The organism is uncultured Draconibacterium sp. (assembly GCF_913063105.1).
Classification (GTDB): Bacteria; Bacteroidota; Bacteroidia; order Bacteroidales; family Prolixibacteraceae; genus Draconibacterium.
In genome coordinates, this window is sequence record NZ_CAJXYQ010000019.1 from 1 (window position 1) to 24,103 (window position 24,103).

At 38.9% G+C, this 24,103-nt stretch carries 15 protein-coding genes and 1 pseudogene; 12 read left to right on the plus strand and 4 right to left on the minus strand.

The genetic code is table 11. The annotated features are described in order from the left end of the window. Positions 1-152: 152 nt before the first annotated feature. Both QZ574_RS15980 and QZ574_RS15985 read right to left on the minus strand, forming a co-directional pair. Entirely contained in the window at positions 153-806 is a 654-nt protein-coding gene (locus QZ574_RS15980) for a hemolysin III family protein (protein ID WP_297091346.1), read from the minus strand. 161 nt (positions 807-967) lie between these two features. Further along, a pseudogene (locus QZ574_RS15985) lies at positions 968-1,477 on the minus strand (VOC family protein). Positions 1,478-1,583: 106 nt separating this feature from the next. Between QZ574_RS15985 and QZ574_RS15990 the strand changes: the two are divergent. Then, complete coding sequence (locus tag QZ574_RS15990; protein ID WP_297091350.1) at positions 1,584-1,958, plus strand: hypothetical protein; 375 nt, start codon at positions 1,584-1,586, stop codon at positions 1,956-1,958. A 50-nt stretch (positions 1,959-2,008) separates the two neighbouring features. On the opposite strand, the gene QZ574_RS15995 is transcribed toward QZ574_RS15990, so the two are convergent. Continuing rightward, complete coding sequence (locus QZ574_RS15995; protein ID WP_297091352.1) at positions 2,009-2,458, minus strand: hypothetical protein; 450 nt, start codon at positions 2,456-2,458, stop codon at positions 2,009-2,011. 145 nt (positions 2,459-2,603) lie between these two features. Beyond that, the gene (locus QZ574_RS16000) at positions 2,604-3,446 is read right to left on the minus strand and encodes an N-acetylmuramoyl-L-alanine amidase-like domain-containing protein (RefSeq protein ID WP_297091354.1); all 843 of its coding nucleotides are present in this window, start codon (positions 3,444-3,446) and stop codon (positions 2,604-2,606) included. A gap of 320 nt (positions 3,447-3,766) precedes the next feature. Here QZ574_RS16000 and QZ574_RS16005 point away from each other — a divergent pair, with 320 nt between their 5' ends. The 11 genes from QZ574_RS16005 to QZ574_RS16055 all read left to right on the plus strand — a co-directional run bounded on the left by QZ574_RS16005 (position 3,767) and on the right by QZ574_RS16055 (position 24,100). Next, positions 3,767-4,456 carry a hypothetical protein gene (locus tag QZ574_RS16005; protein WP_297091356.1) on the plus strand — a complete coding sequence of 230 codons (690 nt, stop codon included), beginning with the start codon at positions 3,767-3,769 and terminating at the stop codon, positions 4,454-4,456. A 132-nt stretch (positions 4,457-4,588) separates the two neighbouring features. Further along, on the plus strand, positions 4,589-8,758 hold the full coding sequence (locus QZ574_RS16010) for a two-component regulator propeller domain-containing protein (RefSeq protein ID WP_297091358.1): 4,170 nt from the start codon (positions 4,589-4,591) through the stop codon (positions 8,756-8,758). A gap of 488 nt (positions 8,759-9,246) precedes the next feature. Further along, the gene (locus QZ574_RS16015) at positions 9,247-12,429 is read left to right on the plus strand and encodes a TonB-dependent receptor (RefSeq protein ID WP_297091360.1); all 3,183 of its coding nucleotides are present in this window, start codon (positions 9,247-9,249) and stop codon (positions 12,427-12,429) included. Between the two features lie 19 nt (positions 12,430-12,448). Continuing rightward, entirely contained in the window at positions 12,449-14,218 is a 1,770-nt protein-coding gene (locus QZ574_RS16020) for a RagB/SusD family nutrient uptake outer membrane protein (RefSeq protein WP_297091362.1), read from the plus strand. 28 nt (positions 14,219-14,246) lie between these two features. Beyond that, complete coding sequence (locus QZ574_RS16025) at positions 14,247-15,905, plus strand: DUF4979 domain-containing protein (RefSeq protein ID WP_297091364.1); 1,659 nt, start codon at positions 14,247-14,249, stop codon at positions 15,903-15,905. A 115-nt stretch (positions 15,906-16,020) separates the two neighbouring features. Next, positions 16,021-17,304 (plus strand): alginate lyase family protein, encoded by a 1,284-nt coding sequence (locus QZ574_RS16030; protein WP_297091366.1) that lies wholly within the window; start codon positions 16,021-16,023, stop codon positions 17,302-17,304. A gap of 219 nt (positions 17,305-17,523) precedes the next feature. Continuing rightward, a complete protein-coding gene (locus QZ574_RS16035; RefSeq protein WP_297091368.1) occupies positions 17,524-18,729 on the plus strand; it encodes a glycoside hydrolase family 88 protein in 1,206 nt (401 codons plus the stop codon). Positions 18,730-18,774: 45 nt separating this feature from the next. Beyond that, the gene (locus QZ574_RS16040) at positions 18,775-20,208 is read left to right on the plus strand and encodes a glycosyl hydrolase family 28 protein (protein ID WP_297091370.1); all 1,434 of its coding nucleotides are present in this window, start codon (positions 18,775-18,777) and stop codon (positions 20,206-20,208) included. 33 nt (positions 20,209-20,241) lie between these two features. Beyond that, on the plus strand, positions 20,242-21,909 hold the full coding sequence (locus tag QZ574_RS16045; protein WP_297091372.1) for a glycoside hydrolase 43 family protein: 1,668 nt from the start codon (positions 20,242-20,244) through the stop codon (positions 21,907-21,909). A gap of 12 nt (positions 21,910-21,921) precedes the next feature. Then, positions 21,922-23,868: a glycoside hydrolase family 127 protein gene (locus QZ574_RS16050; RefSeq protein ID WP_297091374.1), complete on the plus strand. Its 1,947-nt coding sequence runs from the start codon at positions 21,922-21,924 to the stop codon at positions 23,866-23,868. A 7-nt stretch (positions 23,869-23,875) separates the two neighbouring features. Next, positions 23,876-24,100, plus strand: coding sequence for a hypothetical protein (locus QZ574_RS16055; RefSeq protein ID WP_297091377.1), 225 nt, complete (start codon positions 23,876-23,878; stop codon positions 24,098-24,100). Positions 24,101-24,103: the final 3 nt, after the last annotated feature.

The window sequence follows — 24,103 nt, forward strand, 5'->3', positions numbered from 1 at the left end:
GCGGAAATCAGCCTTAGCTAAATGAAGGCCTGCCCGGCGAGGGTTTAAGCTTATTAATTGATTCGGCTTTCATATTAGCAAGCTAATTAAATGAGTTGCTCCACCTGAAATTCTAACTGATCCCTTAAAACTGTGGTAATCGGAAATAAGGTTTAGTTCAGACTGTATAACACCGAAAAAAAGTGCATAATGCTACCAGCTAAAACAAATAAATGCCAAATGCCATGCCCGTATTTCAGGTTTCTCCATGCATAAAATATTACGCCAATAGAGTAACAGCCTCCTCCAATAAAAAGAAAGGCAATACTTGACCCGGGAAGGTTTTTAACAATCGGGCCAATGGCCATCAAAAACATCCAGCCCATGGCCAGGTAAATGCCTACCATCAGTTTTCTGAAGCGGGTTAAATATATCGACCGAATGACCACTCCTGTAATAGCCAGTGCCCAAATTATTCCAAAAAGGGTCCACCCTAATGCTCCCCGAATTGTGGTAAGTACAAATGGAGTATAGGTGCCGGCTATGAGTAAAAAAATGGCTGCATGATCGAATCTGACAAATAAATTTTTAAGTTTTTCTTTTGTGAAACTATGGTAAAGGGTTGAAGATAAGTAAAGTAATACCAGGGTGCTGCCAAAAATGCTAAAACTTACCACGTGCCATACATTTCCTTTTATAGCCGCAAAAACCACCAATAAAACCAGGGCAGCTATACTTAGCAATGTTCCAATTCCATGGGTAATACTATTAAAAATCTCCTCTCCAAGTGATAATGACCTGTATCCTGCTTCACTTTTCCTTCTCATAGTAGTTGTTTTTCGAATAGATTTTAAATTTAGTCGAATTTACGCAAAAAAAGCATTTGATTTAGCCATAGGATTCAATTCAAAATAAGCGACAGTGTTAATCGCTAGTAGGTCAGCTGTTTAGGCGTGTTGTGCTGCGGAAAATTTAGAATTGCCATGGTTTATTTAGGACCAATAAGTTCAATAAAAGTTCCGTCAGGATCTTGCACGAGCAAAAAATACCGGTTGTCGCCAAGGGTAGATGGTTCGCCGCTTAATATTTTTACCTGGTGTTTTTTTGCACGTTCCATTATCGGTATTAAGTGCTTTACAAATATGGTAATATATTGCATGCCGGTATCGTCGGTCATAAATTTTTGTTCCGGATGTTTTGCTGTTGTTCCAACACTCATAAGCTTCCATTCGCTGGCTTGCTAGCTGTCTTCCAGTTTTAAAACACTTACATCAAGCTGGTAGCTGTCAGTTAAACCAAGCGCCTGACATTTTTCTTTTGATACAGAAAACTCGCCGGTTTTTGTCATTCCAATAACATTGGTGTAGAAATCAATTGATTTTTGCAGATCTTCAACTACCAGGCCAATGCTAATGGCTGATTTACTAAATTCGCTTTGAGCCATGGAAACGACCGAAAAAATACATAGAATAGCCAGGGTAAAAAGACTTTTTTTCATTGCTAAGGTTTTAGTTTATTTTGGTACCTGATAAAAGTAAAAAATTAAAAGCAGGAAAAGGATTTGTGTAGCGCCAAAGTTGCTCTATCTTTATAAAAAATTGAAAATGAATTTACCAGTTGTGAATAATACCAATCTTGAATCGTTGATGGATAAGGCAGAGATTGTTCAGCAAACGGCCGAGCAGATTATGAAAGATTTTGGAATGTTTGGCGTTGAAATAACATTTTCGGGCGATATCGATAATGCCTATCAGGAGCTTCATCAGCAACTTATTGACCAGATAAGTTTACTGGTTGAGCGTAACTATGATTTATTGCTTTCGGTATTGTACCAGGTAGACATTACCAATCGCGAAATTGTTCAGGCTGAAAAGGATCTGCCTCATTATTCACATATTGAAATTATTGCACACCAGGTAATTGCCCGCGATTTAAAAAAAGTTCTGCTCAGGCGCTACTTTAAAATGAAGGGACAGTAAATGAAACTTAGGGATATAAAAAAAGCGTCAGTCGACGCTTTTTTTTGTATTTAGTTTCCAAAAATATACCTGATATTTAGTCCAAATCCTTTTGCATGAAAATCTGTTTCTTCAACAATACTTATTGCCGGACGCCAATCAGCTCCAAGTGCGATAGGTATTCCGTTAAAGCGGTATTCTAATCCAATTTCTCCAACAGCCCCCAGCCAAAATGGGTCGTCAATCCAAATATAAGGGCCAACACCAACATACCAGTTAAAGGCTTCACCGGCAAGCGGGCGGTAAAGAAAATCCCAGATAAGGTCTATTCCCAGACCATCGCCAAACGAAACATCGGCGTGTACGCGGCTAAACTGGCCGGTGCTAAAAATACCGTCAATTGCAACGTTACCTCCCGAAACATCTCCAAATCGAACACCTAATTCTTGTGCATTGGATGTAATTGTGCCTACGATAATTATGGCCATGACCACCATAATTTTTACCATTGTTTTTTTCATAATCTATTATTTAATAAAATTGTGTTCGTATGTTTTGAGTTTAATTTACAGAATAAATGGCTAATTTATTTCATTCAGAAACATAAAATTTAGATAAAAGTTTGAAAATTGAAATAAACCGGTCAAAATGAACCGGGCTTTCGGCTTATAAAGGCCTGGCAACCATTATTCCATTTGCTGTTTTTCTTTCGCTGAGATACTTGTATAACGTTTGGCTGGATAGAACTACTTTTTTTGCGTTTGTAGAAGCATGCATAAAATATAATTCATCATTTTTAAAAACAATTATTCCAACATGAATGATATCCAAGCCTTCAATATTGGTTGTAATTCCAAAAATATCTCCGTCTTGAAGCAAGTGTTTTATACTTTCTAATTTTTCGGTGGGAATATAAAACAGTTTACTGCGTGTTAACTGATGCTCTATTTTTGTCAGGTCTTGGATGTATGCTGTATTGTTTTTTAATTGTGGGTAGCTGTTTGGGTGCTTGCTCATAAAGTTTATTGTTTTGTGGTAAGGCGTGTTTACGAGCTCCTTTGATAATGATTCGACAAGCATTTTTTGGTCGTTATTGTAAATCCAATCGCTAAAATAATGCAGGCGAGAGGGGTAGCCTTTAATTTGTCCATTGCGGTAACGAATTTGTTTTAATTGATAAGTAAAGGTATCAAAGTCCGGATTTCTTGTTTTTACAGTTTGCGCAATGGCAAGGCAGTTTTCGGCAAAGGTGGTGCAATCCATTTCTCTTAAATTAACGACCAAATGTTCCGGCTCTATTTCAAGTGTGTGCGCAGTGTATGGTGTGTTCATCAATAGTTTGCTGCACATAACTACCAATTCGGCCGTAGTTTTATCTTTATGAGCTACCATACTGCATAGTAGCTGATTGAAAATTTGTTCATCCTGGATTGTACTGCTAACCTGGGTAAAGGCGTTTCCATACAATAAGAAGAAAACGCTGATTAATAGTATAATTTTCTTTTTCATTTAATTTACTGATGGCTTAAAGTTAAGGATATTGTTTGTATACTGGCTAATCAGAGAAATCAAATACTCCCCAATAATCGTAGGCCAAACCAAACGGTAAGTAAAAGTAAGGTGAGGGCAAAAAATGAATACAAAATAATGCGGGCTCTTTTGTTGGGCTTTTTATTTTTTGTATGCATTTTGTGAATTTATTATTCTATTTAATATGTTGATATACGGCGAAATAACAATGAGGTTATATGAAGTAAAAAAATGCCGGATGTTGTAAGAGAACTTAAAAAAACAGATATTTGTTGGCAGCATTAAACTGCTTGTGGGCGATGAAAAGATTTCTACTTCTATTTACAGGTGTACTGATGTGTGCTTATTTTAGTAAGGCACAAGGGTACTTATCAGATGTTCAGTTTGATAAAGTTGGGCAATTGGAAGTGGCTCAGTACGTGCAGGTGCAAATGAATAATAATACAGCAACCTTTATGGATGTTAAACCATCGCTTGAGCCTACAGCAAGTATCGATGGTTTTCGTTTTCACGAACGGGAATATATTGTAAAGGATAGTTTGTTAAAGGTTTGGTCGCACTATATTCACACCAATCCATCGGTAGCCTGGAATGCGTCGCGTTTTTCATTTGGCTTGTTGTATTCAAAAAACAGTAATCAACTTGTATATCCAAACGAATATGTAGATGGTATTGATGCCGGACAAATAATTTATTTAAACCTACATGTTTTAAAACTAAAAAAACTGGCCACCGCATTTGAGATAACTACTGTTGATACGAACGATAAAGTTATTGAATTCAGTTATGTAGCTGATAATATAACACACGGAAAACAACAGCTGAGTTTTAGTCAAACACGCAAAGGCTATACAAAAATTACGCATCGAACTTATTTTAAAAGCCAGTCGGTTTTGCGCGACCATTTTTTATATCCATATTTCCATACCCGCCTTGCCAACACTTACCATCGCAACATGAAGCGCATTTATAAAGCAGCAGGTGAGTGACGTGTTCAAAAGAGAATATTGGGGATGTAAAGACTATTTGTGCGCGTTGCGTTTTGACTCCTGAAACTACCTATACTGTCGGAAATTAATTAATTTGAATTAAATTCGTTTCCTAATTAAAAATAGATTTGTGTGAGAAGTTTGCTATCATTTTGTTTCATTTTGTTTGCTTTTGTTGTTTTCGGGCAAAACTATTCCAATCTGAAGTTTGAGAAATATACTACCTCTGCCGGTCTGTCCAGTAGTACCTGTACCGAAATATATCAGGATAGTGATGGTTTCTTATGGTTTGGCACTATTGATGGTTTGAATAAATATGATGGTTATACATTTAAAACCTATAAGCCTTCTATAACCGATCCTTTTGCGATAAGTAATAACAGGATACTTTCAATAACTGGTGATAAAACGGGAAATCTTTGGGTGGGAACCTGGAATGGATTAAACGTATTTGATCGCGAAAGAGAACTGTTTTATCGTATAGTTTTAGGAACCGAAAAGGATGCAGCGTACAATAGCCTCAATGTGATTAACGATGTGTTTTTTGATGAACAGAATAATAAAGTATGGGTTGCAACCAATAATGGAGTCTGTTTAATCAGTCTTGTAGAAGATTATCTGGATAGGATAGACGAACTGCCGATACAATATTATGTGCACAGTCCATATAGCGGCAAATCGTTGGATCACAACGAGGTTACAACAGTTTTTAAAGACAATAAAGGCAATATTTGGCTGGGCACCAATGGCAAGTGTTTAAATAAATATGACCAGGCAACAAACTCATTCAACCGCATACTTATTGATGTTAGCAGTGATTTTATTTTAGGGCATTTACCTAAAATTTTTATCGAAGATTTTGATGGCGATTTCTGGATTGGAAACGATCTTTCGAAAATGGTTGTATGGAATAAATCCGAAAATATTTTTGAAATTCGGAATATTGTCGAAAATTCAATCCCAATATTTGATATTTATATCGACAGTAAAGGTGTTTTTTGGATTACAACCGATGGTTATGGTATCTTTCTTTACGATAAGAAACTGGGCATTTTAAAACATTTGGAACATGATGAAAACAATCAGTTCTCCATACCTAATAACCAGATATCTTCAGCTCTTGAGGATAAGGCAGGAATTTATTGGTTGTCTACCTACAATGAAGGAATATGTAAATTAGTATTATCTAAATCAAATTTTAAACATTATTTTCATAAACCAGGGGTAGTAAACTCTTTGAGTTCAGAAAGGGCGCAATCGGTAATTCAAGATGACGATGGAAGAATCTGGATTGGAACAGATGGTGGAGGGCTTAACCTTTTTAATCAGGATACCGAAACGTTTCAACACTTTTTAGCTGATGAAGCAGATGAGAACTCGCTGAGCTCTAATAAAATAACTTATCTTGAAAAAAGTTGCAATAACTATTTGTGGATTTGCACCTGGGACCGCGGGCTTAACTTATTTAATCCTACAACACATCAATTTAAACGTTTTGTTAACGATCCGAATAATCCGAACTCCATAGGTGACAATTCGGTCTGGTGTGCAAAAGAAGATAAAAACGGTGGTTTGTGGATAGGTACGCAAACAGCAGGTTTAAATTATTTTGACTACAAAAAAAATCAATTCATTCGTTTTTTAACTAATCCGGCCGATACAAACAGTATCAAAAGTAATTTTGTTTTTTCCTTGCATATCGATTCTAAAAACAGGTTGTTTATAGGTACCTCAATGGGTTTAAATGTTTTAAATCTTAATGAAGCCTACAATAAAGGTATTGTTAATGTTGACTTTAAACTTTTAAAAAATGAGAAGATTCAGGGATACCGGATTAACTTTATAAACGAAGACCACGAAGGAAATATCTGGTTAGGTACCGATTTGGGCTTACATCAACTGGATGGTTCGTTAAATTATATTCGTTCGTATACTGATAAAGATGGCTTACCTAATAACCTGATTGTAGGTATTCAGGAAGATGATCATGGATTTTTATGGATTACATCAAAAGGTGGCCTTACGCAATTTAACCCTAAAACAAACGAATTTGTAAACTATACCAGCAATGATGGAATTCAAGGAATTGAGTTTCAAAGTAAATCAATAGATATTACCAACGATGGTAAAATTATAGTTGGCGGTATTAACGGGGTGAATATTTTTGATCCGGAGAATTTTATACATAAACCCGATAGCATCCTTCCGGTATTAACACAATTGCGACTTTTTAATAATCCGGTAGGAGTAGGAGATACCCTGAAAAACAGGGTTTTATTACCAAAACCTCTGGCAGATCTTGATTTAATTGAGTTAAAATATGATGAAAGACATATTTCTTTCGATTTTGTAGCACTCTATTATGCAAACCCAGAGCGTATTAACTATGCTTACCGAATGAAAAACCTGGATAATGATTTTATTCTTTCAGGTTCGAACCGGACTGCAAATTACTCGAGCCTGCTACCTGGCGATTATGAATTTGAAGTAAAAACATCGCTCTACAGCCATTGGGACAATGCAGGGCAAACAAGTATTAAAATTAAGGTTTTACCGCCTCCGTGGAAATCATGGTGGGCGTATACTTTGTATGTTATTCTGGCAGTTTTAATTACATGGGTTACTTTAAAATATTATACAAAAATTGTAAACGAAGAGAAAGAGCATGAACTGGATCAACTGAAACTTCGTTTTTTTATTAATGTCGCTCATGAGTTTAGAACACCATTAACTCTGATTTTAAACCCTGTTGATAAGATTCTCGAATCTGAAAATATTGATGAGGTAAAAGATTCGGCAAAAACAATTCAGCGTAGTTCGCATCGTTTGTTAAATCTTGTCAATCAGATCCTTGATTTCAGAAAAGTAGATATGGGAAAAGCAGAAATAAGCCTGCTTGAGGGAGATGTAATCAATTTCTCGAACCTGGTTTTTGATTTCTTTAAGGATATGGCCGAACAGAAAAATATTCAATATATTTTTTCTCCGGCAGTAAAAAGCCTTACAAGCAAATTCGACCCTGATAAGCTTGAGAAAATATTGACAAACCTGTTGTCTAATGCCTTGAAATATACTGGTATTAACGGAAAAGTAGAACTGGTGATAAGTAAAAAGACAGCAAAAATAAGGTCAAAATCTTATCCGTTTTCACGAACACCAATGCAAGAAGTGCTGGAAATAATGATTATTGATAATGGAATCGGATTTTCTTCCGATCATCTAAAAAATGTTTTTAGTCGTTTTTATAAACCAGATAACACAAAAACAGGAACAGGGATTGGTTTAAATTATACAAAAAGCCTGGTAGATTTATTGGGTGGATCAATAGATGTTGAAAGTAGAAAAAGTGAAGGAACAACGGTTGTTGTTAAGCTTCCCATGTTGTTGGATCATCGTGCTAAAGAAGTTAAAAAATTATTGCCGGGAGAATACAGTTTTGACCAGGTTTCTATTCAGTCAGTTGAATATGAAATTGAAAGTACCGATAGTGTGGAAGAAGGAAGTGTTCACTCTGTGTCGATAGATGAGAGCAGTGATGGTCGGGAAAAAACAATCCTGATTGTAGAAGATAATAAATTGCTTCAATCACAATTAAAACAGGAGCTGGAAACAAAATATCGGGTTTTTCAATCGTTCAATGGCGAAGATGGTTTAAAAAAGGCGCTCCGGTATTTTCCCGATATTATTGTTAGCGATGTTATGATGCCTGAAATGGATGGATTTGAGTTGTGTAAGAGCTTAAAGAATAATTTTGATACCTGCCATATACCCGTAATTCTGCTAACAGCAAGAAATTTGGATAAGGACAAAATTGAAGGCTTTATAACGGGAGCCGATGATTATATTCCCAAGCCATTTAATATGAACGTACTTAAAATCAGGCTGGAGAATTTAATCGCGTCAAGGCTTAAACTTCGCGAAAAATATAATGCTCCGGGGGGGGTGTATATTTCGAAAGAAGTTACCACCAATTCAACCGACGAGGCATTTCTTGATAAAGCTACTAGAGTAATTATTGATAATATCGATAAATCTGACTTTAATCTTGAAGCCCTGTTAAAGGAACTTTCGGTTAGTCGCACAACCTTCTTCCGAAAAATTACCTCGATCACCGGCCATTCTCCAACACAGTTTATTCGAACGGTTAGATTAAAGTACGCAGCTGATTTGTTAATAAACAAAAAACTTCCAATTAAAGAAGTAGCATATATGTCTGGATTTAATTCTACTTCCTACTTCAGTAAAACATTCAGGGAACATTTCAAAATAACTCCCAATGAATACATAGCACGCAATAGTTAGGTTTTTTCTAATCCACTACTGAAGTATCTGATAATTTTTTACTATGTAATGGTTGTACAATTTTTATTGCCATAATGCGAGCTACGCTAAAATTCGTCGTTTAAATAACTACTTGTGGTTCATAAGTTATACTGCCTGAACCATTTGTTATATTGCCTGGTCAGAGGTGCTTGTTATAAAAAGTGCTTTTGGCTGGCGGGGTGTATATAAATAGCAGATAGTTAGTTGTTTGGGTGGTTTTGTTTGTTGTGGTTTTGCGAGGTTTTTGATGGTGTTTTTTTTTATGTGGCCCATAATTTACATCGATTGGATTATGAATTACAGTCGAATTATTAAACACTTTTTAACATTGCAATATGGTTTATTTGAGCGATACAAATTTTATGCGTTTTGTTCAAATTTTCAGAGTAAACTGACAATAAGAATCGATTGAAACTTTAAATATTTTGAGTGATTATTAAATCAATAATTCTGTTAAAATCTAAATTATGAAAAAGAAAAATCCGAATGTTTTTTTGGGAGACAGAGGTAAAAGTCTGTTTTCACTCATCAGTATTATTACCATGGTATTAGTGCTGGTAAGCAGTTCGGTTTTTGCTCAACAGACAAAAACCGTAAGTGGTACAGTTAAGGATGATAGTGGAGTTTCGCTACCGGGTGTAACCGTGGTAGTTAAAGGAACCACCACCGGAACTGTTACCGATATTGATGGAAATTTTAACCTGGAAATTCCGTCAGATGCAACAATGTTACAATTCTCGTTTGTGGGAATGAAAACCCAGGATGTTGCAATTGCCGGCAATACTACTTTTGATGTTGCATTGGAAACCGAGGCTATTGGCCTGGAAGAAGTTGTTGCCATTGGTTATGGTACACAAAAGAAAGCAACACTAACCGGATCAGTTGAAACTGTTAAAGCCGAAGTGTTTGAGGATAGGGCAGTAACCAGCCCGGCACTGGCACTTCAGGGACAAACTCCTGGTCTGGTTGTTACACGTAGTTCTTCTCGTCCGGGGAAAGAAAATTTTGATTTTCAAATTCGTGGCGCAACTTCGGTTAATGGTGGCGACCCTTTAATTGTAATTGATGGTTCGCCAGCAATTAACAGCGAGGCATTTAATAGCATGAATGCCGATGATATTGAGTCAATCAGTATTTTGAAAGACGGTTCGGCAGCTATTTATGGTTCGCGTGCAGCAAATGGTGTAATCCTGGTTACCACAAAAAAAGGTAAAGGAAAAATGAACGTGGAAGTAAATAGCCAGGTAATGATAAATACGCTTGGTATCCGTCCACCAACTCCAACTATGAGCCAATATGCAACAGTTTGGCTGGAAGCTGCAGAGCAGGATGGTGATCAGGCCAACTATTGGGGATGGCAGTCAAAAGAAAATTTACTGCGTATGCAAGCTGGCGAAGAAGGAATTTATCCGACGCAATATTGGGGAGATATTTTTATTGGCGATTATCCGCGCTTTGATGAAATGTATGGCTCTTCAGTTTCAAATCAGCAAAACGTTAGTTTGTCCGGTTCTTCTGATAAATCATCATACCGCATCTCTGGAGGATATGCAGAAAACCGAGGGATGCTGCAAACGGCATACGACGGAAAAGTGCAGTACAACCTGAGGTTAAACTATGATTATGATGTAACGGATTGGTTTAAACTTGAAACAGGAGTTTCCTATTTCAATACTGAAGTACAAAATCCATCAAGCGGTTTTGGAACCATGTCGATTTCGCACGATCCACCATTCTTCCCGGCTAAAAACCCTTACGGACAGTGGTATGCCAACTTTAATATTGCAGGTAACCGAAACTCTGTTGCTGCAACAGTTGACGGTGGAAAAGAAACAACAAAACGCAACCAGTTAAAACTGAATTTTGCCGGTACAATTAAAATAAATGAGAACTGGAGTGTACGGGGTAATGCTTCATTCGATAATGATTTTTATGCTTATCAGATGTACCAGATTACGGTACCCCAATATACCTGGTTTGGCGAACTGGCTGCCGAGTCGGTAAACTCGTCGTCATCAATTCGCGAACGCAACCGCACGGTATTCTACCAAACCTATGGTGGTTTTGTTAATTATAACCAGAATTTCGGAGACCACAAGGTTTCAGGAATGTTGGGTGCAACTGCCGAATTAAGTGAGGACAAAAACCTGTATGGCTACCGAAAAGGTTTCGAGGACCTAGGAGTTTACGACCTGAGCATGGGATCAACGGAAGAAAAAGTTGAAGCCGTTGGCGGTGCAGGCCACTGGGGCTTGTATGGCTATGTTGGCCGTTTAAACTACAACTACAAAGATAAATACCTGGTTGAAGTGAATGGTCGTAGAGATGGTTCATCGAAATTTGCCTCAGGGTACAAATGGCAAAACTTTTTAGGCGGTTCATTGGGTTGGATAGTTACCGAAGAAAGCTTTTTAAAAGAGAATGACTTTTTAAGTTATTTAAAGTTAAGAGCCAGTTACGGAGAAATGGGGAACCAGGTGGGTATCTCAAACTACGATTATGTTTCTACAATGGATTTTGGGACAGCAATTTTTGGAACAGCTAATGCAAGCCAGCAAAATGCTTCATCGGTTAAAGGAATAACAAGTAACACCAGGACATGGGAAAGGGTATCTAACCTTACCGTAGGTACCGACTTTCAATTGATGAATGGTAAGGTATTCGGGTCGTTCGACTATTTCTTTAAGAAAAACGACGGTATGTTAATTAGTATCAATTATCCTGACGTACTTGGAGGTTCTGCACCAAAATCAAACAGTGGTGTGTTGGAAACAAAAGGTTGGGAAGCTGTTTTAGGATACCGCAATAAAGTTGGCGATTTTGAATACAACGTTACCTTTAATATTGGCGATGCAAAAAACGAACTGGTTTCGATGGAAGGTGTAAGTACTTATAGTGCAGGTAAAAATACCACTGTACAAGGTTATCCGCTAAATTCATGGTTTATGTATCAAACCGATGGCTATTTTGCAAGTGATGCCGATGTTGCAGCTTATTATTCAGCTGTTGGTAACGGTGGAGAGGTGCCAAATAGTAGCGACCTGACTTCTACCCTAAGAAAAGGTGATACTAAAAAGCTGGATCTTGATAATAGTGGGTCAATTGAAGGAACCGGTAATATCGACGACGCTAACGGAGATGTGAAATATATGGGCGATGCGGCTCCTCACTACAACTACGGTTTAAACATCGGATTAAAGTATGAAAACTTCGATCTTTCCGGATTCTTCCAGGGAGTACTCGACCAGAAAATCCACAGAAGTGGATGGACTCCTTATCCTTTCCACCTGGTATGGACCAACCAAAATGCCGCATACATAGGTAAAACATGGACCGAAGACAATACCGGAGCTGAGTTCCCAAGAATGACTTATTATACAACGAGAGCGCGTTGGAACTGGAATAACAACGATTTTATGTTGCAAAATAACCGCTACATCCGCTTAAAATCATTAATTGTTGGATATACGTTTAACGACCTGAAAATAGATAAGTACAATCTGGAAAAACTACGTATTTATTTCTCTGGAAACGATCTGTTTGAATTTACCAGTTTAAAAGATGGTTATGATCCGGAGTACGGAGAAAGTACTCAGAATTCTTATCCGTTCAGCAGAACCTGGTCGTTTGGTGTAAATGTATCTTTCTAACCCATAAAAGATTAACAAGATGAAAAAGATATTAATATTACTTATAGCTGGATTAACTTTGTTTACAGCCTGTCAGGATGATTTCCTTGAGCTCGATCCGCTCGATGCTTCAACCGAAGCAGCCTATTTTAAATCACCGGAGCATTTTAAAGCGGCTACCAACGATTTTTATAATAAAATGATTGGTTGGAGAAACATTAGTACCGAAATTATGGATTACGGTACCGACCTGACTGCTTTGGCACAAGACTACGGACGCGGCGTTGTTGTTGCTCCAAATTCAGATAGTTACTGGACAAAATCATACGAGTATTTAAGAGCAGTTAATATTGTTCTTGAAAAAGCAGAAGAATACGATGGCGATCCTGCTGAGATTGCACAATATGTTGCGGTTTCAAAATTCTTCAGAGCTTATTATCATGGCTTCTTATTGCAACGATTTGGAGGTGTACCGATTGTTACAAGTGTAATCGATTTGGATTCACCTGAGTTAACCGGGCCACGAAGCAGCCGCTACGAAGTTATGGCGCAAATCCTGGCTGATTTAGATGCGGCGATTGCCGGCCTGCCAGCAGAACAAAATATTCCGGATTCGGATAAAGGAAAAATTAGTAAATGGGCTGCCGAGGCGCTCAAAGCCAAGCTCTTACTTTACGAAGCTACCTGGGAGAAATATGTTGGTGAATCAACCGATGGAGATGGAACTTCGGCTGGAGCCGGTTCTGCTAAACCTGCCGGTTATCCTACAGTAAACGAAATGTTAACCATGGCCAAAGAGCTGGCCAAAGATGTAATGGATAATGGTGGTTACGAGCTGTGGAACTTCAACGACCAGTTAAGCAACTGGAGTAATTTGTACCTGTTTAACCTTGAAGATGAAGGCTCAAATCCTGCCGGATTAACCAAATCAAGCAACAAAGAGTTTATTCTTTATACGAAGTTCGATTACGATCTATACCAGGGAAATACAAACATTAGTCATACCGTTGCCAGCAGGCTTGTGGCTACACGCAAATTTATGGATATGTTCTTGTGTGCCGATGGTCTTCCGGTTGATAAATCGCCATTGTTTAAAGGGTACACAAAATTATCCGATGAATACCAAAACCGCGATTACCGTCTTACTTCTTATTTTGCTAGCTCGGTAACCTGGGATACACCCGAGGATGGTTCTGTAAACCTTATTGGCCCTGGTGGTGGTAGCGGTGCAAGTTACGAATGTCGTAAATTCCGTTCGTATAATTACGGAAGTTACCGCGCAGCAAACACCGAATCGTTTGACTATCCGCAAATTCGTTTGGCCGAGGTTTATCTTATTTATGCCGAAGCGCTTTATGAATTAAATGGTTCACTGTCTGACGCCGAGTTAAATGCATCAATCAATAAAATTAAAGCACGTGCCGGTTTACCTGCATTTACGAATGCATTTGCCAGTGCAAATGGTCTTGATATTGGCGAAGAAATAAAACGCGAACGTGCAGTAGAATTATATGCTGAAAATAGCCGTTTTAACGATTTAAAACGTTGGGGCGTTGCCGAAGAAGTACTTAACCAGGATATTTGTGGTAATGTAATTGAAGGAACCGATTTCGAAAACAATGCTGAATTATACAACCCCAACGGCTATCCGTATGGAGAAGTTGTTAAATCAACAGGAGTTGGCGATCGCAGGGTATTGCTTCTCGATCCGGCATCAAACCGCAACTTCCAGCGTACACATTACTTGTGGCCTATTCCGCTTGAGCAAATTAACCTGAATAGTAACTTAACTCAGAATCCGGGTTATTAATCAACATAAAATCTAAAACGTAGGAATTATGAAAAGATCAATAAAATATATATTACTTTTTACTGCCCTTATTGTAGGAGGATTGGTGTATAATTCGTGCACCGACTTCGAAAAGGAGTACGAAGATAACCTGGTTGAATACCCGGAAATTACAGTGGGTGATTTTAGCCCTAAATCGGGAAGACCAGGTGAAGAAGTGACCATTAGCGGTACAAATTTTGGCGAATATGCCGATGCCGCAACGATAACTTTCAATGGTGTAGTTGCAAGCGATTATGTAAGTTATGCCGATCAGCAAATAAAGGTTCGTGTACCTGCCGATGCAGGTACCGGGTTAATTTCGGTTAAAGTTTGGACACATGTAAAAGAATTTACCGATGAATTTACCTTTATACCTGGTGCTAAAATTAGCAGCATATCACCAGAAGAAGCACCTGCCGGAACACAGCTAAACATTTTGGGCGAGAATTTTGGAACCGATGCTTCCGCTGTTACAGTTACATTTAGCGGGGATGTTGAAGCTGAAATTGTATCAATTAACGAAAATGAAATCGTTGTAATAGTACCGGATGGCGGTGTAAGAGGAGCCATAACATTGGCAATTGGACAACAAATTCTTACAGGTCCTGTTTTCTCTTATCCGTTTATTGGATTAAACTACGAATTCAACAATGATGGTGATAATGAAGGCTGGGTAACTTCACATAATTCTTCAAATGAAGTTGTAGGAGGATTTATGAATGTGAGTTACGATATGACTGCAAGTAAACGTCGTGCTGATTTTAGACATGAAGGTGGTGCGAGTGTGCATGCCGGATTATATCCAATTGTTGCAATCCGAATGATAAATAAGCCAAACAGTGGTAACTTTATTTTCGACACTAACCTGGGAAAATACAAAAATGGTTCAAATAACTGGGATGGTATTTTACAAGGTGATGTTTATTACTTCGATTTGAGGAATACCTTTGGTTCCGGTGCTACAATATCAACAGATGAACCTACAACTTTAACCACTTTCCAATGGAAAGTTGCTGATATTACAACCGATGAAACCGGCTATCAGGTGGATTGGGTAAAATCGTTCGGAAGTGTACAGGAACTTGAAGAATATGTTACGCCTCCTCCTGGAAAATATGTGTTTGAATTTAACGATAGTCCAAGAGCAGTAACACTTGATGTCTATGACGACTGGATTGGAAAACCCGATCAAAGTGGCTGGGCCGGACCTACAACAACAGCTATTGAAGGCGGATATTGTAAAGTAAGTTTTGCAGCACCTTCGGATGGTGTTAATAAAAACAGAGCCGATTTTGTTTATTCTTTTGGAGGCAAGTGGGGTGCCGGAAGTGAAATCGATAAGGAGCCGTGGGTATACTCAAAAGAATACCCGATTTATGCCATTAAAGTGTATTGGATCCAAAATGATGGTTCATTAGGAGGTCCACGACCAGCTAAAGGCAATATTTTCTACGATCGTCTTGGTCAATTTAGCGATGATTATGCGGCCTACAATGTACTTTGGGTTGATGCCTCAACCTGGGGTGGAGATAACGATATCAAAGAAGAAGGTTCATGGTGGCAAATAAAAGCCGCAGATGTTTTATCCGATGAACTGGGATATTGGGTTGATTGGCACAGAACATTTAAAAGCCGGGAAGAACTTGAAGCGTTTATTGGGCTGTAATTAATAACAAGTTATGCCGGTTAAAAGTACCGGCATAACTTTCACTTTTTCGTTTTGGTATTGCTCGAAAATTAATTCCACTTACGCAATCCAGAGTTCGCTAAAATAAGTTATTATGAAGAAAAATAAAATGAAGCTGGTAGTACTGGTATTGGCTTTTCTATCTGGAATTGGGGTTTTTTACAGTTGCGGAGGGAGCGATTCTCCCATTGATCCGCCTCTTGAAGAGGAAGAGCCCGAGGAGGAAGAGGAGGAATTCTTTATCGATGAAAATAAAACCTTTATTCACCCCGGGCTACTACATTCGCGAGAAGATCTTAATCGCATTAAAGAAAAGGTAGCTGCCAACGAGGCTCCTTGGATAGATGGGTGGAACAAATTAATTGCAAATTCGCACGCGAGTTTGAACTATAATCCTAATCCTACGGCAAAATTAATTAGGGGAGGAAATTCCAGAGAAGAACCAGAAGCAGATAATTACAGTCGGGCAATGAACGACGTTGCGGCGGCTTATCAGTTGGCAATTCGATGGAAAATATCCGGAGAAACAGCTTACGCCGACAAGGCAGTGCAAATATTGAATGCCTGGGCTTCAACATGTAAAGAAATCACGGGCAACTCAAATAAAGCACTTGGGGCAGGTATTTATGGATACCAGTTTGCCAATGCTGCTGAAATTTTACGCGATTATGACGGATGGACAGCAGCCGATTTTCTTGCCTACAAAAAATGGATGCTGGATGTATTTTACCCGGTAAGTAAAGAATTTCTTGAAACACATTGGAATACGTGCATTACACATTATTGGGCCAACTGGGATTTGTGTAATCTGGCTAACCTTATGGCAATTGGGGTATTAACAGATGATGCTTCAATTTACAACGAAGCAATTGCTTACCTGGTTGATGATAACGATGCCAAAGGTAACGGGCAAATAAAAAAGACGGTGTATTATATTCATACCGATGGATTGGGCCAGCTGCAGGAAAGTGGCCGCGATCAGGGGCATGCTTTACTTTGTGTGGGTTTTTTAGGAGAGATTTGTGAAATGGCCTGGACGCAGGGCGACGACTTGTATGGATTTGACGATAACCGCGTATTAAAAGGAGCAGAATATGCTGCCCGCTATAACTTCAATTTAGGAAGCGTTTATTTTGAGCCTTATAATAATTGCGATAACGTTAATCATTCAGTTATCAGCGATGTGGGCCGCGGCGGAAGCCGCCCAATTTGGGAGGTGTTATATAATCACTACGTAAAACGTAAAAATCTGGCAGCTCCCAATGTTGAAATTGCAGCACGCTTGCATCGCCCCGAAGGAGGCGGCGGAGACTATGGTCCAAACAGTGGCGGGTTCGATTCGCTGGGATTTGGAACATTACTTTTTTCATTGGACTAATTTCCAATAAACGAAAAACAGATTACACACAACAAAAACAGTAAAATAAATAGATCAGAGATAGTTTTTCATAGATAGGGCTTGTTGAAGAAACAGCCTGTATTATAGTTAGTTTGGTTAGATCAAAAGAGGCATCCGTTTCTTCGGATGCCCTCTTTAAACTCAGGTGTATTATCTCTACTTTAAAGGAAGATATAAACGAATTTAAATGGTTAAAAGATGATAAAGAAATTAGCATACGGGATTGTTGCCTTGGCAATTGCTGTGTCGTGCACAAGCCCAAAAGCAAATACAGAAACTTTTGAGGCAGGTAAGTTATTGGATTATGCAGTAACAAAAACCAGCGCAACAATGAACAGCTTACATGTTTCCGATAGTTTGCCAAGAAATATTTATAGCACACAAACCGAATGGAATAAGGTTGGCATTCACGACTGGACGAGTGGATTTTGGCCAGGTATTTTATGGTATGCTTACGAAGCTTCTGGCAGTCAGGATATTTTGGAGAATGCAAAAGAATATACCGAAGCACTAAAAGGTATTCTGGATGTGCCTGTTGATAATCACGACCTGGGTTTTATGCTGTACTGTAGTATGGGAAATGGTAACCGATTAATTGAAAATGAGGAGTATAAAAATTTCCTTTTAGTAACAGCTGACTCGCTGGCAACGCTTTACAATCCTAAGGTTGGTACCATCTTGTCGTGGCCGGTTATGGTAGAGCAAATGAACTGGCCCCACAACACTATAATCGATAATATGATTAATCTTGAGCTGCTGTTTTGGGCAGCAAAAAATGGTGGCGATCAGCGCTTATACGACATTGCAGTTAAACATGCTGAAACATGCATGAATACTCTAATTCGACCCGATTATTCAACTTATCATGTGGCTGTTTTTGATACCATCGATGGCCATTTTATGAAAGGTGTAACCCACCAGGGGTATGCAGATAGCTCCATGTGGGCTCGTGGTCAGGGATGGGGTATTTATGGTTATACCATGACTTACCGAGAAACAGGCGATAAACGCTTTTTGGATGTAGCCATGAAACTGGCTGATAAGTTTCTGGAACGCTTACCCGAAGATGGGATTCCATACTGGGATTTCGACGACCCTGCCATACCCGAAGCTCCGAAAGATGCTTCAGCAGCATGTGTAGCTTCATCGGGCATGTTAGAATTATCTACATTGCTTACTGACGAAAAACTTAAGGCCAGATACAAAAACGCAGCTGTAAAGATGCTCCGTATCTTATCAACCGACCAGTATTTGGCAAACGATAAAAATCAGGCTTTTTTGTTGCACTCTACCGGACATCATCCAAATGGCTCCGAAATTGATGCATCAATTATTTATGCTGATTATTATTATCTTGAAGCTTTACTCCGATTAAAAAAAATAAACGAAAACGGTACATTATAAATGTTGACCAGCTACTGTTAACATTTTTAAGAGGGTATTAAAAAAATGATTAAAGCCAACGCCATAAAACTATTCTTAATTGTTTTAAGCTTGTTTTTAACAACATCGGCCTTTGCCCGGAATTTTTTGAAAACATATCCTGCGCCTGATGGAGCATTGCTTAACGATGTATTTAAAGTACAGGTAAGAATACCAGGTGGAAATTGGCAAGAAATACCAACCTACCTCATAAAAGTAGATGAAGTAAGAGGAAGCAAACACCATGTAGAGAACGCTTCAATGAGCTTCTTCGATTTTTCAGGCGAGGTGGAAGTTCAGATTACTTCTAATAATGGGCCGATTGAATTGGCTAAAGTTCGCCCATTATCCTACGAAATTAAACCTCAGATAAACGAGCGCACGCTTCGCTTTAAACTTTATCAGCCTCGAAATTTGTCGGTTGAGCTGAACAACGATATTTTTCATAATCTACATCTTTTTGCAAACCCATTGTTGAAAAGTGTACCAAACAAAAATAATCCCGATGTAATTTGGTTCGGACCCGGCATTCATGAATTTGAAAATGAAAAGTTAGAGGTAGCTTCAGGTAAAACAGTTTACATTGATGGAGGTGCGGTTTTGCGCGGACAGCTGTTGGTGCACGATGCACAAAATGTAAAAATAATCGGTAACGGTATGGTTGAGCATACCGTAAAAATGGGTGTTCACATTGCCAACTCAAAAAATGTGTTGGTGGACGGAATTTTTTGTACCCAATGCGCCATTGGTGGTTCTGATTCTGTTACCATTCGAAATGTAAAAAGTATAAGTTATTACGGTTGGGGCGATGGCATGAATGTGTTTGCCAGTAACAATGTGCTGTATGATAGGGTTTTCTGTAGAAACTCAGATGACTGCACAACCGTTTATGCCACCAGAAAAGGTTTTGCCGGTGGCTGTAAAAATATCACTATGCAAAACTCAACGCTTTGGGCCGATGTGGCGCACCCAATAATGATTGGGATTCACGGCAATAGCGAAAATCCCGATACCATTCAAGATTTAACGTACCGAAACATTGATATTCTGGATCATAAAGAAATGCAAATTGATTACCAGGGATGTTTGACCATAAATGCCGGAGACAACAACCTGGTTAGAAATGTACTTTTTGAAGATATCCGGGTAGAAGATTTTCGCGAAGGCCAGCTCATAAATCTCAGAATATTTTACAACGAAAAGTATTGTACTGCACCGGGTTTGGGTATCGAGAATGTTACATTTCGGAATGTTGAATATAATGGGGAAAATGCCAATTTATCAATAATAGCGGGGTATAATAACGAAAAGAAAATTAAGAACCTGGTTTTTGAGAAGCTAAAAATAAACGGTAGGCTTATTCATGATAAAATGGAAGGAAAGCCGCCATGGTATAAAACTTCCGACATGGCCCGTATTTTTGTGGGAGAACACGTGGATGGAATAAAATTCAGTCCATAGAAGAGAGACATACTAATTAAACTGTAGAATTTTATGCACAATAAAGTAATCCTGGTTATTTCGTTTGTCAGCCTGTTCGTTTCTTGTAAAGTTGCAACGGAACAAGATAAAAACAAGGACCTTTCCAGCACTCATTCTGGCTACGTATCATCCGTTTACATATCAGATAACGGCGATGGAACGTATACCAATCCTATTCTACAGGCCGATTATTCCGATCCGGATGTGGTTCGGGTAGGTGACGATTTCTATATGACCGTTTCCAGTTTTAACAGTTCACCCGGTTTACCCATTCTACATTCAAAAGATTTGGTAAACTGGCAGATTGTTAACTATGCCTTGCCGGTTTTACCTGAAAAAATTTTCGACGCTCCTCAATACAGCAAAGGAGTTTGGGCTCCTTGTATTCGATACCACAATAACGAATTTTATATTTTTTGGGGAGATCCTGATTTTGGAATTTACATGGTGAAGACCTCCAATCCCCTTTCGGAGTGGGAAAAGCCTGTTCTACTTAAAGAGGGCAAAGGAATGATTGATCCAAGCCCACTTTGGGACGATGATGGAAATGCCTATTTAGTTTCGGCCTGGGCCGGATCAAGAGCCGGTGTAAACAGCCTACTTACAGTTTGGCGAATGGCACCCGATGGAACAGAAATTTTAGATAATGGGTTTAACATCTACTCCGGACACGACTATAACCACACCATCGAGGGGCCTAAATTCTACAAAATGAAAGGATACTATTTTATCCTTGCACCGGCAGGTGGAGTAGAACAAGGATGGCAACTGGCTTTACGTTCAAAAAATGTTTTTGGTCATTATGAAGTAAAAACTGTAATGGCACAGGGAACAACAGATATTAATGGACCGCATCAGGGCGCTTATGTTGAAACTCAAACGGGCGAGCCTTGGTTTGTTCATTTTCAGGATAATGGGGTATATGGCCGTATTCTGCATCTTAATCCGATAAGCTGGAAAGATAACTGGCCGGTAATTGGAACAGATGACGATGGCGATGGTTGTGGCGAACCTGTTCGAACCAATCGGAAACCTGATGTGGGAAAAAGTTGGCCCCTTGTTCACCCAGCAGAGTCAGACGAATTTAATGCTGCAAAACCCGGCATGCAATGGAGTTGGAATGCTAACGAAAAAGTAAGCTGGAGTGTAAATATGCCCGATACTGGTGTTCTTCGGTTGTTAGCAGTGCCAAAACCAGATGCGAAAGTTTCGCTTTGGAATGTTCCCAATATCCTGTCACAACGTTTACCAGCCGAAAATTTTACTGCAACAACAAAAGTGAGCCTGAATATTGAATGGGATGTATGGCAGGGTAAACAGGCCGGATTAATTATGTTCGGGAATGATTACTCTTATCTGGCTATTCGTAAAGATGCAGAAGGATTTTACCTGGAACAAATACAAAATATTGGCGCCAACAATGAGGAGTTGGAACAAAGTGTTGAAAAGAAACGAATTAAAACCAATACTGCATTTTTACGTGTAGTAGTTGAAGGACCCGAAGCCAAATGCAGTTATAGTTACAGCGAAGATGGAGAACACTTTTTTCCTATTGGTAAAGAATTTAAGGCTACACGTGTATTGTGGAGTAGCGCGAAAATTGGTATTTTTTGCACTTCCGAGCCCGGGTACCGTATTGGAGGATATGCCGATTTTGATTGGTTTAGAATAAGTAAATAAAAAAATATAACGATGATTAAATTACAAAATATAGTGTTGCTGTTTGTATTCTTCTGCAGTGCAGAAATGCTTACAGCTCAATCACATTATCCCGGTCAACATGCCGATAAACTTACAATTAAAGAAACCGCACCTATTAAAGCTTATGCTTTTGATATGGCAGATGTAAAACTTACCGACTCGCGTTTTACCGAGAATATGGAACGTGAAAGTGCATGGATAATGTCATTAGGCGTTGATCGTTTGCTACATAGTTTTAGAACCAATGCCGGAGTATATGCCGGACTGGAAGGCGGTTATGATTCAGTAGAAAAATTAGCAGGTTGGGAGTCGCTCGATTGCGAACTGCGCGGACATACCACGGGGCACATTCTCTCTGGACTTGCAATGTTGTACGCTAGCACCGGTTACGAAAAATATAAACTTAAAGCAGACAGTCTGGTAGAAGGTTTAGCAGAAGTACAGGCAGCATTAGGAGATGAAGGATATTTAAGTGCTTATCCTGAAAACCTGATTAACCGGAACATCGCAGGTCAGCGGGTTTGGGCGCCCTGGTACACCTTGCATAAAATCTATTCAGGATTGATAGACCAATATTTGTATTGCGACAATGAACAAGCGCTGGATATAGTTAAAAAAATGGGAAACTGGGCATACCATAAACTGCAAGCTGTTAGTCCGGAACAACGAAAAGTGATGATTCGCAATGAATTTGGCGGGGTGAATGATTCGTTTTACACGCTTTACCAAATTACGGGCGATGAAAAATACAAATGGTTGGGCGAATTCTTTTATCACGAGGATGTGCTAGATCCTCTAAAATCAGGAGAAGACAACCTGGAGAAAAAGCACGCCAATACCTTTATACCAAAACTCATTGGTGTTGTTCGCGCTTACGAGTTTGGAGAGTCGGAAACATACAGAGATATTGCTGATTTTTTCTGGCATACGGTGGTTGATCACCACACGTTCTGCACGGGCAGCAACAGCCACAAAGAGAAGTTCTTTAAACCCAATCACCAGTCGCATTACCTTACGGGTTATACCGGCGAGTCGTGCAATGTGTACAACATGTTGAAGTTAACACGCCATTTATTCTGCCTCGAAACCGATCCGAAACTGGCTGATTATTACGAAACAGCTTTGTACAATCATATTTTAGGGCAGCAAGATCCCGAGTCGGGCATGATATCTTATTTTTTACCAATGTTTCCGGGGGCACATAAAGTTTACAGTACAGCCGATAGCTCGTTTTGGTGCTGTGTGGGTACCGGTTTCGAAAACCAGGCAAAATATGGCGAAGCCATTTATTACCACAATAACGATGAGCTGTTTGTAAACCTGTTTATTCCTTCCGAATTAAATTGGGAAGAACAGGGCGTTCAAATTAGCCAACAAAGCCACTTTCCCAAGGAAGGAAAAACTACCCTTACAGTTAAAACTGAAGAAACAAAAAGGCTAAGTTTTCAAATTCGCTACCCTTCGTGGGCAACTGCCGGAGCCAGAATTAAGGTAAATGGGAAAAAGATTAAAGTAAAACAAGAGCCCGGAAGTTATATTGCCATTAGCCGCAAATGGAAGAACAACGATAAGGTGGAAATCGAATTTCCGATGGAGTTAAAATTGAATCCATCTGATAATCCCGACATCGTATCGATTAGTTATGGACCTTTGGTTTTGGCAGCCCAAATGGGAACCGAAGGCATGAAAAAACCTGCACCCTTTTCTAATCCCGATCTTCATAACGATTATTATACTTTTGATTATAATGTTCCTGAAAATGTTTTGAATGAGTTGGATATAAAAGGTGTTTCGCTACAAGAATGGCTAAAGCCCGTTGAAGGGAAACCGCTTACTTTTAAAACAGAAAAAGATATTACGGGAACAGATTATACTTTTATTCCGCTTTACGACTTGCATCGTGAGCGCTATATAGTCTATTGGAAACTGAAAAATTAATACAGTAATGAACGGCACAAAGAAAAGAACTCACGTTACGCAAGGGGCAATTATTGATTTATTATTGTTGGTCATCCTTTTTTTTGTTTTATTGTTTTTTGGCGTATATGCTGCAGAAAATGATGCTGCTTTAGTTAGTTTAATTGTTGGTTTACTTTGTGGCGTTGTTTTAACCTTGATTTACTACTTCATTAAAGTGAAAATGTTATTTCAGAAAAAAAGTAAGTTATAATTA